Here is a 12,269-nt window from a genome sequence, read left to right as displayed (position 1 = left end):
AGACCGTGGCATTCGTAGCAGCTGTCGAGCCTCGGCGAGGCTGCGTCGGCCGCGACTCGAGCCTGAATCGGCAGCGCGGCCTACGCAGCCTCGCTTGCGCTCGGCAGCTGCTACGGGGGGAGACCTTGGTGGGGGGTTGGCATTCGTAGGATTTGCGCGGTGTTGGATAAGACGGTATCCACGGGGGTAGTTTAACTAGCGCTTGAGGGTTTTCAGTTCGTTGAGCAAGGTCAGCAACGTCTGCAACTTCTCCTCGCCAAACCCCGCCTGCAAGCGCTGGTAATTGGCTTCCATGCTCTGGCTCATTGAGTCGAAACAGGCTTGCCCCTTCTCGGCCAGCCGCACCAGCACGCGGCGTTGGTCCTGTTGCGCCTTGCGCCGCTCCACCATGCCTGCCGCTTCCATGCGCACCAGCACCCCGGTCATGCTCGGCTTGAGAATGCACGCCAGCTCGGCCAGGCGGTTGATCTCAAGCTCCTCATGCTGGCTGAGGATCCGAATGACCCGCCATTGCTGCTCGGTCAGCCCGTGTTGATTGAGCGAAGGGCGAAAAAACCCCATGGCGGCTTCACGCGCATGGAGCAAAGTGAGGGTCAGGGATTGGCGCGGTTTGGACATGGATGGCGGCGTCGCAATTGGTTAACAGATTAACAACATTCTAGCATTTGCGATTGTTGCCCGTGTGCGGCTTTACCGCGCGGCCGGATTCAGGGTTGATGATTGGCAGCCACGGTCAAGAGCGGCGGCACACAGAATCAAGACACCTACCGCTCGGAAGGCACTTAATACACCCCAACAGGCACAGAGCTTCGTGTCGGCTCTGCAGTGCGTTTCCCTTCACTTTTCCAGGCTGCGCCATGATCAATATCGAAACGCCGACCTACTACTCGGCAACCAAGAAATACAACCTCAGCTTCCCCACCCTCGAACAGGACGTGGAAGCCGATGTGGTGGTGATTGGCGGCGGTTTCTCCGGCATCAACACCGCACTGGAACTCGCCGAAAAAGGCATCACCAACATTGTGGTGCTCGAAGCGCGCTACCTGGGTTTCGGCGGCACGGGCCGCAATGGCGGGCAGATCATGGCGGGGATCGGCCATGACCTGGAGAAGATCAAGCAACAAGTCGGCGACGAAGGCCTGCGCCAGATCTTTGAAATCAGCGAGCTGGGCGCCGGCATCATCAAGGATCGCATCGCCAAGTACGCGATCGACGCCGATTTCTGCCACGGCTACGGCTACATGGGCTTCAACGCCCGCCAGGAAAAAACCCTGCGCGCCTGGGAGAAGGACTTCAAGTCGATCAACACCAAGGACGAAATCCGCTTTATGGCGGGGTCCGAGGTCAAGCAGATCATCGGTTCCGACGCCTATACCAGCGCGCTGCTGCACATGGGCGGCGGGCACGTGCACTCGCTGAACCTGCTGCTGGGCGAAGCCAAGGCCCTGGCGGGCCACGGTGTGCGCATCTTTGAGCACAGCCCGGCGCTGGAAGTCAGTTATGGCGAACGCATCACCGTGCGCACCGGCCGCGGCTCGGTCAAAGCCTCCAAGTTGCTGTGGGCCTGCGACAGTTTCCTCAACAAGCTGGAACCGGAACTGCACAAGACCACCGTCAATACCTATGCCTTCCAGTTGATGACCGAGCCGTTGTCGGACGAGATGATCAACCGCATCAGCCCGATACGCGGCGCCTACAGCGATATTCGCCCGGTGATCGACTACTACCGGGTCACCAACGAAAACCGCTTGCTGTTCGGTGCCGCCACGCCTTTCGTCGAGCACATCCCGCTGGACCTCAAAGCCTGGAACCGCAACCTGATGCTGAAGATTTTCCCCTACCTCAAGGACGTGAAGATCGACCTGGCGTGGGGCGGGCCGATGGCGACCGGGGCCAACCTGTTCCCGCAGATCGGCACGCTCAGCGGGCGCCCGAATGCCTTTTATGTGCAGGGCTACGCCGGCTTCGGGGTCACGCCCAGCCACATCATCTGCAAGGTCTTGGCCGAGGGCATGAGCGAAGGCTCGTCGCGCTACGACCTGATCAGCGCGGTCAAGCATGCGCAGATCCTGGGCAAGGACCATATCCGCCCGCTGCTGCTCACGGCCGGCAAAAGCCTTCATCAACTTTCGGGCTACTTCAACGGTCGCCGTTGAGCCCCGCTGTTTCATTCACAGGAGAACTGCCATGCCCGTTACCACCCTGAAGAAAGACATCCAATTATCGGACCTCGATGCCTGGGGCACCGTTGCCGACCTCGGCTCCGAGATCCTCGAAGGCGAAGTCAAAGCCTTTGGCAAAATGACCTTCGGCGCCCCGACCGACGCCGTCAGCAGCGCCTATTTCGGCACCACCCAAGGCAAGTTCCGCATGGTCTACCCGTTCGCCGAACAAGCCACGGTGGTCACCGGTGAAGTGGTGCTGACCGACGAAAGTACTGGCCAGAGCACCCGCTACAAAGCCGGCGACAGCTGGTTCGTGACCAAGGGCACGCCGGTGCTGTGGGAGGTGGTAAGCGAGAGTTTTGTGAAGCACTATTTCGCGGTAGTCTGATCGCTCCCCTCTGCCGGCTTCGGCCGGCAGCGTTTTTTACGGCGCAGGTGACTGACCATGCACGCCATCCCCGCTCAGGAAGTCGCCGGCCATTGCCTGCAGGCTTTCACTCAACTGGTGCCCGCCAGCCAGGCAGCGTTCTATTGCGTGGACCGCCAGTTGCAGGCCCGTGATTTCAGGCTGCAAGGCATGAGCGGTGAGATGCACCGCGACTACCTGGACAACTACCGCCAATTCGACCCGTTGCAACCGCGCAATTGCCTGTCCAGCGGGCTGGCGGTGGTGCCGCTGGGGTTCGCCATGGCCCGCCAGCCCCTGCGTGACAGCCGCCGCTATCAAGACTTCCTGCAACGCTACGGTGTGGTCGATGTGGTGGAGATCGTGGCCCATCGCGCGGACCAGCCCCAGGCGGCCATCTCCTTGCTGCGCACGGCGGAGCAAGGGGTGTTTACCCCCGACCAACTGGCTCAGCTCAATGCCTTGCAGGCATTGCTGCAAATGGCGGTGGCCAATATGCAGCCCTGCGACGATGCATTGGCCGGTCTCACGCCCAAGGAACGCCAGATTGCCTGGTTATTGCGTCAGGGTGCGAGCAACAAGCAACTGGCCCTGGAGCTGGATGTCGGCCTGCCGACCATCAAGACCCACTTGATCCACCTGTTTCGCAAAACGGGTGTGAGCAGTCGTACCGAACTGGTCGCCGCGCTGTTTCTTTAAGCCGCCTCAACCCTTTGGTTGATAGGCGCGCCAGGTTGCCAACCGCATGATCCGGGGTGTCCATTCCCTCAACCGGAGCCATGCAATGACCACTTCATCCGACTGGATCACCGTAGGCGCCCTCGCCGATGGTTTTGCCCCCGACGCGTTTATCCTGCCCAACCTTGCCGACCTCAACGGCAAGGCCTTCACCCTGCACTTCGCCAACGGCTGGCAGATCGAGCATCGCTTCGACACCGAGCAGTTGCACTGGCACGCCGCCGACGGTCACTCCAGCGGTTCGGCCGCCTACCGCGCCACCTCGGTCCGCCCGGGCCTGTACCTGGTCGACTTCATCAAGCATGAAGCCGGCCAGGCCTGGTCGATCAGCCTGGTGCTGGACACCACCACGTCGTCGTTCACCGCCGTGATCGGGCGCATGCCGGACCGCGAACAAACCGAGCAAGGCCTCTACAGCCGCGCCCTGGCCGGCAAGGCCCTGACCTCGGTGGACGTGGACTTCCTGCACGGCAGCCTGGATCAACCCTGGCAGCCGGGCCAATGCCCCCACGCGCCCACCCAGGAACTGACCGGCCTGCGCAATCTGTATCGCTACAGCCCCAGCGAAGTCTACGAGCACATCTACCTGAACGATCAGTTCTATGCCTGGCAATGCCTCAAGGGCGTGGAGCAAGGCCTGTGCGATACCGATCGCTGCCACTACTACAAGATCGCCGATCAGCTGTACCTGTTCGTCTGGCGCGAAAAGATCATCCCGACCCTCGGCCTGGTGCTGATCGACCTGCAACAGCACCGCAGCGACGGCAAGATCTTCGGCTATGCCGGTGCGTCGTTCGATGAGCTGTCGAACTTTCCAGTCAGCTCCTACTGCCAAGTGCTCAACCGCACGGAGTATCCCGATGCCTGATCCACGCACCGTTGTCATCACCGGTGCCGGCACGGGCATCGGTGCCGCCTGCGCGCGCTTGTACGCCGCCGAAGGGGCCAATCTGGTGCTCATCGGCCGTCGCCGCGAGCCCCTGGAGCAGGTTGCGCAGGACACCGGCGGCCTGGTGTTGGTCGGCGATGCGGCCTGCCCGGCCACCTGGGAGGGTTTCGTTGCGCAGATTGGTCAGCGCTACGGCCGCCTCGATGTGCTGCTGGCCTGCGCCGGCGGGCATGGCGTGGGCAGCGCCACCCAGACCAGCCCACACACCTGGGAGGCGGCCTTGCGCAGCAATCTGGACAGCGCGTTCTACAGCGCCCGCGCCTGCCTGCCGCTGCTGATCGAAAGCGCCGGCAATATCGTGCTGCTCGGCTCCATCGCCTCCCTGGCCGCCGGACCCGAAGTATGCGGCTACACCACTGCCAAGCATGCGCTGCTCGGGCTCAATCGCTCCCTGGCGCGGGATTACGGCCCACGCGGTGTGCGGGTGAACGCGGTGTGTCCCGGCTGGGTTACCACGCCCATGGCCGACGAGGAAATGCAGCCGTTGATGAGCTTCCACGGCGACACCCTGCCGCAAGCCTATGCCCGCGTATGCGCCGACGTGCCGTTGCGGCGCCCCGCCAGCGCCGAGGAAATCGCCAAGGTGTGCCGCTTCCTGGCCAGCCCGGATGCCGCGATCATCACCGGGGCCAGCGTGGTCGCCGATGGCGGTTCGAGCATCGTCGATGTGCCCACACTGGCTTACGTCCATATGGAGCGTGCACATGCCTGAAGACTTGGATTTCAGCGGCAAGACCGTGCTGGTCACCGGCGGCGCCCAGGGTATCGGCCAGGCCATCGTCGAGGCGTTCGCCTGGCGTGGCGCTCGCGTCATGATCGCCGACCTGCGCCTGGCACAAGCCCAGGCATTGGCCGAGGGCTTGCGTGCGCGCGGCTGCCGGGTCGAGGCCATCGCGCTGGACCTGGCCGAGGCGACGGCGGTGTTCGAAGGCATCAAGGCTATAGAACAGGACTGGGGCCGCCTGGATATCTTGGTGCACAACGCCGGCTACTTTCCGTTGACAGCGTTCGCGCAGATCACCCCGGCCGTTCTTGAACGCACGCTGGCGGTCAACCTCTCGGCCCTGTTCTGGCTGACCCAGGCCGCCTTGCCGATGTTTCAACGCCAGGGCGGTGGCTGCGTGCTGGTCACCTCATCGGTCACCGGGCCACGGGTTGCCTATGCGGGGCTCAGCCACTACGCGGCGTCCAAGGCCGGGGTCAACGGTTTTATCCGCAATGCCGCGCTGGAGCTGGCGACTTACCAGGTGCGCGTCAACGGCGTCGAGCCAGGGATGATTGCCACGCCGGCCATGGATAACCTGGGCGACAGCCAGGTCAATGCCGACATCGCCAGCCGCGTGCCCCTGGGACGCCTCGGTGCCGCTCAGGATATTGCCGGGGCGATGCTGTTCCTGGCCTCCGACCTGGCGACCTACATCACCGGGCAGACCATCGTGGTGGACGGCGGCTCGACGTTGCCAGAGGTGAAGTGACCTCTGTCGGGATGTAAACCGGATCAAATCTGGGAGGGGCGGTGTATCCGTTGAATAGCGCTCGCCCCTTCAAGCAGCGACAGTGAATCACTGAACACCTGCGACAACGCCGCAAGCCGCTTGACGTAACCCTGGGGCGTCGAATAGATCAGCTCCACATGCAGGCTGTCGACGATACCCAGGTAAGCGTCACAAAACACCTCGAGCGCCTCGGGCCGTACCATCCTGTATCGTCCTTGCGCGGCACGCTGGAAATCCTCGCGAATGCTCGCCAGGTACCCCTCAAATCCTGCCGTAATCACGCTGCGAATATCCGCCGGCGGAAAGTAGGCCGTGCGCAACAGGAAGCGCAGGTGCGCCGACCCCGCATAGCGCCCGCGCAACCGCTCAAGGTGTAATTGCCCAGGCACGCCGGGGTGCCCGGCCTCTTCCTTGAAGCACTGCGCGATGTACTGATGTTCATGGGCCAGGGCAATCTCGAAGACCGTCTGAAACAGCGCGTCCTTGCTGACAAAGTGCGCGTACAGCGAGGCCTTGCGCATGCCCGCCCCGACCGCGATTTCGTTCAGCGATGAAGCGTCGTAGCCGTAAGCGGCAAAGTGTTCGACCGCGACTGCGCAAATGTTATGGGCCGACAGGGTGAGCGGTTTCATTGATCCATCGATACCCTATGCCGCACCGACCGCTTGCTGCAGATGAGTGGAACGAAAATCCTTGGGCGACAGCTCGAATTGCTTCTTGAACGAGCGGCTGAAGTGCGCAGAATCGGTGAAGCCCCACTTGTAGGCAATCGAGGTGATCGACTCGCTCTTGAGGAACGGGTTGGTCAAGTCGTCCGCGCTGCGTTTGAGCCGCGCACGCTGGATGTAGCGGCAGACGCTGTCGTCCTGTTCTTCAAACAAGCGGTACAAATGCCGCACCGAGATGTTCAGGCGGCTGGCCAGGCCTACCGGGCTCAGGCCGGGTTGGGTCAGGGACTCGTCGATGACTTTCTGCACATAACTGCGCAGGTTGCTGCCCTGCAAGGACACGCCGCTGTCGCCTGGGGCGTCATGCAGTTCAAAGGCTGAACCGAGCAGGGAGACAAACGCCGCTTGCAGCGCCTCGGCCTCTTCAATCGAATCCTGACCCTCCAGGCCCTCGCGGCACAGCTGGTCCATCAACACGTGGAGCATGCGCCCGCAGGCCTTGCTCGAAGAGATCTTGCCGAAGGTTTTCGAGGCGCTGCCCAGCTGCTTGCACACTTCATTGCGCGAGAGTGACAGCGAGGCATGTTCGATAAGGCCAAACGGGCTGATCTCGATCGAACCCGTGGAGTCCATCAGCAGCATATCGCCGGGGGCCAATTGAATGACCTGGCCGTTCTGGGTGATCTGGCAATAGCCACTGCGCTGGCTGACCAGGAAGCAATGCTGGTCCATATCGTGATCGGCATTGGGCCGCTCGCGTTTGATCAGGCCGGCGTTGGTGCGCAGGTTGGCCAGTGACAGGCCGCCCCGGGAGTGCTTGGACACCTCACCGATGAACAGTGAGCGGTTGAAGGCCAGTTCCGTGTCGAAATGGCCGCAGGCCGCTCGCAGATCCCGAGTCCAGGTTTCCAACCCATAGTGCGCAGACTGATAGGTGCTCATGGCATCTCCACAATGGTTTCTTGTTTTTGTCGGCCAATAGTTAACATGTTATCTATATAGGCGCAACAAGTACGTGATACCGACTGTAGAAGCACTAATGATGCCAATTGCTCGACTCAGAGCGCGCCCAATACCCGCTGCAAACCCGCCAGTACCGTGAGCAGCCCGGCCCGCTGCGCGCCGCTCAAGGGGATGTAGCGCCGGAACGCCGGCATGCGGTTGACCACCTCGCTGCCGCCCATGTGCTCAAGCCGTACGTGCCATTGCTGCCCGCTCAAATCGAGGTGCAGGCGCTTGAAGTCCAGCCCCATCAACGCTTGATGCAGGTCGGGGTCATCGTTCAAGGCCGCCTGGAGCCTGGCCAGCAAATCCGGCGCTCCCGCCCGTTGCCGGCAGGCCAGCCCCGTGCGCCGGATCGACCCGCTGTGGTGCAGTTCAAAGCGCGCACTGCCCTGCTCTGAGGCGGGCACCGTGAACCTGAATTCGGTCATCACCAGGTGCATCAGCAATTGCGCTTCGGTGCGCTCGGCCACGTCGACCTGAAGGCCGATGTCGTCCAGGCAAAACCTTGCCTGGGCAGGCCCCGTCGAGGTGAAACTCGCCAGCCCGAGGTTGCGCCGCACGTACTCAAGCGTGACCCCAGGCCGGTAACCGGACGGGGCCCGTTGGGCGTTGAACAGCTCAGACAGCTTTTGCAGCCTGCTCGAGATAAGGGTTGTGAGGGTTGCCAGGCTCATGGGAAAACTCCTTGGCCAGCACTTCTTCTACCGAAGCCGGCTTGAATGGATTGACCTTCTGTACCACCAGTGTCCAGAACAGCGCATATGAAGCCGTGATCCCGAGCATCACCCCGAACGGCACATAAATGTCCGCAGGGTTCATGCCCGGCGGGGTAATGAACCACATGCCCAGCAAGATGCCGACGCTGGAAAGGATCTGTGGCAACGGGAAGAACGGCGAACGATAGGCCCGTGGCAGGTCCGGACGACGAATGCGCAGGATCACCACCGACAGCGTCACCAGCAGATAAGAGAAACTCCACGCACACACCGCCGCCAGCACCAGGTGCATGATGTTATCGGTGTTGCCGCCCAGCCACAGGGCATACAGGCACGGAATCAGCATCGCCACCAGGATGCACAGCAGCGGCGTCTTGAAGCGCGGGTGCAAATAAGTGAAGACCTTGGGCAACGCGCCGTCCACCGCCATGCCGTAGAGAATCCTCGGCACGCCCGCCATCAGCGTATTGATGGTGGCGGCACCGGCGAACAGGAAACCGATCCCCAGCCACAGCGGGCCAATATCGCCCATGACCTGCTGGGCAAAGCGTGGGATCGCCATGGGCGTGTCGAGCAGGTGCACGCCGGTGGCGGCATCCAGCACCACGTTTTCCACCTGGCGCTTCATCGCCGCGCCATAGATGAACATGCAGGTCGCCACGCTCAACAAGCCGAAAATCATGGCCTTGGGCATGACCTTGGCCGAGTTGCGCAGGTCCGGGGCCAACGGCGTGACGAACTCGCAACCGACGAACATGAACATGGCCATGCCCACCAACGACAGAATGGTGACCAGGTCGGTACCCACCAGCGATACGCCGAACCAGCCCTCCAGCTGCACCGCCGGGGCCGCGATCAGGCCGAGCACGCCGAACACCATCAGGGTGGTCCACATGCCGAAAGTCAGGATGATCTCGGCCCTGCCGAAGGCGCTGACGCCAAAGGCATTGAGAACACCGAACACCACGACAAACCCCACCCCCAGCAACCAGGAGCCGCCGGCGGACTCCGCCAGGGTGTTGAGGTGTTCGAAGTTCACCAGGGCCATGACCCCGGACAGAATCGTCTCGGCGGTGCCGGCGAACACGTGCACGATCAGGTACGCCGACAGGGTGCCGGTGATCGCAAAGAAACGACCCATGCCGCAATTGATGTAGTCGTAGACCGAGCCGGTGGTCGGCAGGATCGACGCGGCCTCGGCAAAGGTGGTTGCCTGGGCCAGCATCATCACCACCGCAATCAGCATGGCCACCGCGAAGGCGCTGCCGCCGATACCGAAGCCCATGGTCGCGGTGAGAATCACCGGGCTGGCCATGATCAGGCCAATGGTGCTGGCCAGCGCGGTCGGAAACCCGACGCTGCCGCGTTTCAAATGCTGTGTAAGTCGGTCATTGATCGACATGGTGCGGATCCTCGAAAGCGGATTTCTGAGTGGATGCATCGAGCCGTTCAAGGAGCCGGCGATAAAGCCCTCCCCAGCCAGTCCCTGATCGAAACGGCATCGTGCGCAAAATCACTGTGCACTTCCCGAGCACCGAGCGTCTTGCCCATGTCTGCCGTGGCTTTTGTTGCTGCCTGCCAAGGCATACGGCTTGGCGGGCAGGATCAATTGCGTGGCACGCAGGTGAAAGACTTCCTCCGCCTGGGGTCATCTTAATGCGCCCTCGACCTAACCATGCTGGGGACTATAACAATGGAGCACACCTTGAAAATACGCACGCAATCCTTGGCCGTCGGCCTGGGTATCGCGCTGTTGATCGGCCATTCACCGGCCCAGGCCTATGAGCTATACGCCGACGAGGACACCCACCTGAATGCGGACTTCCTGGCGGTCTACGGCCTGTTCAACAGCCGTCACAACTACGACGGCACAGCGGGCGGCTCGACCTGGCGCGAGGGTTTCATCAAGTACGGGGTGAGCGGCGACCAGGGCCTGGCCGGGCACGGCACCGCGTATGGCGCGCTCAATTGGGTCAGCTCCGGCACCTGGGGCGACGGCGATGCGGCGGGCAACACCGATGGCAGCGAACGCACCACCAAAATCGAAGACGCCTACCTGGGATGGCGCTCGGCCGATCTGTTTCCGGCGCTGGGCAAGGACGGTGTGGATTTTTCCATCGGGCGCCAGGTGGTCAAGATCGGCCGGGGGTTCCTGATCAACGACGACGGCCCCAACCTCGGCAAAGGCCCGGCTGACGGTGCGCTGAACCGTGGCGGCGCCTATTACCTCGCGGCACGCCACGCCTTCGACCGCACGGCGATGCTGCGCCTGGGCGGGCAAGAGGGCCTGCACGGCTCGGTGCTGTGGCTCAAGTCGGACAACCGCGCCCAGGCCGAAACCGAACTGGCGGCGGGCACCCTCGACTACACGGCCGCCGCCGGCACGCTGGGGCTGACCTGGGTCCACGGCATGAACGTCACCGACCAGTGGGCCAGCGACTTCCAGAAACAGCGCGAGGGCCTGGACACTTACAGCGTGCGCGGCGAAGGCAGCGCCGGTATCGACAACGCCAGCTTCGCCTTCGAATACGCCTGGCAAGACAAAGACGCGGGGCCGGAAAAAGCCTGGTACGCCGAGGCCGGCTACACCTTCGCCGATGTCGGTTGGTCGCCAAAAGTGACCTACCGCTACACGCGCTACTCGCAAAAATGGGACCCGCTGTTCACCGGGCTCAGCACCGGCTATGGCACCTGGTTCCAGGGTGAAGTCGCCTCCAACTATGCCGGCCCGTTCAACAGCAATACCGGCATCCATCACGTCGGCCTCAAGGCGACGCCCCTGGAGAACCTGACGGTCGGCGCGCTGTACTTCGACTTCAATACCCTGCGCAAACACGACGCGCTGAACCTCGACGCCCGGGAGCTGGACCTGTACGCCGAATGGGCGGTCAACAGCCACCTGATCATCAGCCCGCTGGTGGGCATCTACCAACCCAAAAAGGATGCCGACTCCGGCGGTAACCAAGTGGGTGGCAACGGCACCAACCTCTACAGCCAGTTGACGGTGGCCGTGCCCTTCTGACCGGCCTCAGGAGCTGCGCAACGCAGCTCCCTCCTAGCGTTCGTGCTGATGCAGCATCGTCTGGATCTGATGGGTCGCCTGACGGGTGTTTTCCGCCAGCTTGCGCACCTCATCGGCCACCACCGAGAACCCGCGCCCGACCTCGCCGGCCCTGGCCGCTTCAATGGCGGCGTTCAAGGCCAGCAGGTTGGTCTGGTCGGCAATGCCCTTGATCACACTCACCACCGTGGCGATCTGGCCGTAGGTGGCCTGATTGTGTGCGAGCAGCTGTTGATGGGTGGTCTTCGCCGACTGCTCGTCGCTGATATCGCGTACCGCGCCGATCACCCGCGTCAAACGCCCCTGGGCATCGCGCACCGCTCGCCCACGCTCGCGGCACCAGATGTAGCCACGGGTCTTGTGGCGCATCCGGTATTCAAACACGTACTCACCGCTGCCCTGAGGCGCAAGGATTTCCCGATCGAAGATCGCCATGATCTTCGGCAGGTCATCGGGGTGGGTGATGCTGACCTGCGCGTCCCAGCCATCGGGCAGCTCATGGGGCGCGTAGCCCAGGAGCAGACGGAACTGATTGAAAATCCGCATGCGACTGGCGGGATCCTGCACGTCACCGTTGACCACGGTGATGTCCCAGCAGCCTTCGGTCATGGTGCAGAGCAGCAGCTCCCAGATCTGCGTCTCGTGTTGATGCGCAAGGGCGCGCTGCGCATGCTCACGCAACTCGGCTTCCAGCGCCTGTTCACGCTGCCCGGCCTGCTCCAGTTGCCGGCGAAGCACGGCAAGTGCCTGTTCGCTGCGCGCCCCTTCGGCAGCCTGATCGCGGGCTGATTCCTCGAGCAACAGCAACTGCCGCGCAGCCCGCGCACGTTGTGTGGCGAGTTGCTCCAGGTCGGCCTGCACCGACGGATAAGCGTGCAGTGCCTGGGTTCCCAACACCTCTCCCGCCAGCAGTTGCTTGAGGACGGCGGCAAGGTCCTGCATCGGCTGTTTTTTCTTGAAGAACATCGGCCTGGCCCTTTCTGATCGAGTCGAAACCCCGGATCTGATCGCAAACCGAGCGTGATTGCTTGTACGAGCCTGCAAGGCCTTTGCGCGTGGCTGCCA

At 62.7% G+C, this 12,269-nt stretch carries 12 protein-coding genes and 2 pseudogenes; 7 read left to right on the top strand and 7 right to left on the bottom strand.

What is annotated here, in order from left to right:
- Positions 1 to 195: 195 nt before the first annotated feature.
- On the bottom strand, positions 196 to 618 hold the full coding sequence (hpaR, locus tag Q8X51_RS18755) for a homoprotocatechuate degradation operon regulator HpaR (protein ID WP_027603487.1): 423 nt from the start codon (positions 616 to 618) through the stop codon (positions 196 to 198).
- A 239-nt stretch (positions 619 to 857) separates the two neighbouring features.
- Here hpaR and Q8X51_RS18750 point away from each other — a divergent pair, with 239 nt between their 5' ends.
- The 6 genes from Q8X51_RS18750 to Q8X51_RS18725 all read left to right on the top strand — a co-directional run bounded on the left by Q8X51_RS18750 (position 858) and on the right by Q8X51_RS18725 (position 5,733).
- Positions 858 to 2,156, top strand: coding sequence for an NAD(P)/FAD-dependent oxidoreductase (locus tag Q8X51_RS18750; RefSeq protein WP_065923954.1), 1,299 nt, complete (start codon positions 858 to 860; stop codon positions 2,154 to 2,156).
- 31 nt (positions 2,157 to 2,187) lie between these two features.
- Positions 2,188 to 2,553, top strand: a complete 366-nt coding sequence (locus tag Q8X51_RS18745; RefSeq protein WP_065923953.1) for a cupin domain-containing protein — start codon at positions 2,188 to 2,190, stop codon at positions 2,551 to 2,553.
- A 57-nt stretch (positions 2,554 to 2,610) separates the two neighbouring features.
- Positions 2,611 to 3,270: a response regulator transcription factor gene (locus tag Q8X51_RS18740; protein WP_065923952.1), complete on the top strand. Its 660-nt coding sequence runs from the start codon at positions 2,611 to 2,613 to the stop codon at positions 3,268 to 3,270.
- An 85-nt stretch (positions 3,271 to 3,355) separates the two neighbouring features.
- Complete coding sequence (locus Q8X51_RS18735) at positions 3,356 to 4,177, top strand: molybdenum cofactor biosynthesis F family protein (protein ID WP_065923951.1); 822 nt, start codon at positions 3,356 to 3,358, stop codon at positions 4,175 to 4,177.
- Positions 4,170 to 4,970 carry an SDR family NAD(P)-dependent oxidoreductase gene (locus Q8X51_RS18730; RefSeq protein ID WP_137212994.1) on the top strand — a complete coding sequence of 267 codons (801 nt, stop codon included), beginning with the start codon at positions 4,170 to 4,172 and terminating at the stop codon, positions 4,968 to 4,970. Before Q8X51_RS18735 ends, Q8X51_RS18730 begins: the two co-directional genes overlap by 8 nt.
- The gene (locus Q8X51_RS18725) at positions 4,963 to 5,733 is read left to right on the top strand and encodes an SDR family oxidoreductase (protein WP_065947997.1); all 771 of its coding nucleotides are present in this window, start codon (positions 4,963 to 4,965) and stop codon (positions 5,731 to 5,733) included. Before Q8X51_RS18730 ends, Q8X51_RS18725 begins: the two co-directional genes overlap by 8 nt.
- Before the next feature lie 23 nt (positions 5,734 to 5,756).
- Here Q8X51_RS18725 and Q8X51_RS18720 read toward each other — a convergent pair whose 3' ends face one another.
- From Q8X51_RS18720 to Q8X51_RS18705, 4 genes are all read right to left on the bottom strand, one after another.
- Positions 5,757 to 6,386, bottom strand: a complete 630-nt coding sequence (locus tag Q8X51_RS18720) for a TetR/AcrR family transcriptional regulator (RefSeq protein ID WP_323146656.1) — start codon at positions 6,384 to 6,386, stop codon at positions 5,757 to 5,759.
- Positions 6,387 to 6,401: 15 nt separating this feature from the next.
- Positions 6,402 to 7,364, bottom strand: a complete 963-nt coding sequence (gene feaR / locus Q8X51_RS18715) for a transcriptional regulator FeaR (protein ID WP_027603480.1) — start codon at positions 7,362 to 7,364, stop codon at positions 6,402 to 6,404.
- A 116-nt stretch (positions 7,365 to 7,480) separates the two neighbouring features.
- A complete protein-coding gene (locus tag Q8X51_RS18710; protein ID WP_407694814.1) occupies positions 7,481 to 8,101 on the bottom strand; it encodes a DUF3156 family protein in 621 nt (206 codons plus the stop codon).
- Positions 8,046 to 9,545 carry an APC family permease gene (locus tag Q8X51_RS18705; protein ID WP_092359660.1) on the bottom strand — a complete coding sequence of 500 codons (1,500 nt, stop codon included), beginning with the start codon at positions 9,543 to 9,545 and terminating at the stop codon, positions 8,046 to 8,048. Before Q8X51_RS18705 ends, Q8X51_RS18710 begins: the two co-directional genes overlap by 56 nt.
- 291 nt (positions 9,546 to 9,836) lie before the next feature.
- On the opposite strand from Q8X51_RS18705, the gene Q8X51_RS18700 reads away from it, so the two are divergent.
- Complete coding sequence (locus Q8X51_RS18700; protein ID WP_407694815.1) at positions 9,837 to 11,165, top strand: hypothetical protein; 1,329 nt, start codon at positions 9,837 to 9,839, stop codon at positions 11,163 to 11,165.
- 45 nt (positions 11,166 to 11,210) lie between these two features.
- Here the strand turns inward: Q8X51_RS18700 and Q8X51_RS18695 are convergent.
- Both Q8X51_RS18695 and Q8X51_RS18690 read right to left on the bottom strand, forming a co-directional pair.
- Positions 11,211 to 11,492, bottom strand: a pseudogene (locus tag Q8X51_RS18695) (methyl-accepting chemotaxis protein); the annotation flags it as partial.
- Between the two features lie 15 nt (positions 11,493 to 11,507).
- Positions 11,508 to 11,750, bottom strand: a pseudogene (locus tag Q8X51_RS18690) (PAS domain-containing protein); the annotation flags it as partial.
- Positions 11,751 to 12,269: the final 519 nt, after the last annotated feature.

The organism is Pseudomonas sp. Yb2C2 (assembly GCF_052112325.1).
Lineage (GTDB): Bacteria > Pseudomonadota > Gammaproteobacteria > Pseudomonadales > Pseudomonadaceae > Aquipseudomonas > Aquipseudomonas marginalis.
The sequence above is the reverse complement of the archived record's forward strand: the minus strand, read 5'-3'. Positions and strand labels throughout refer to the sequence as shown.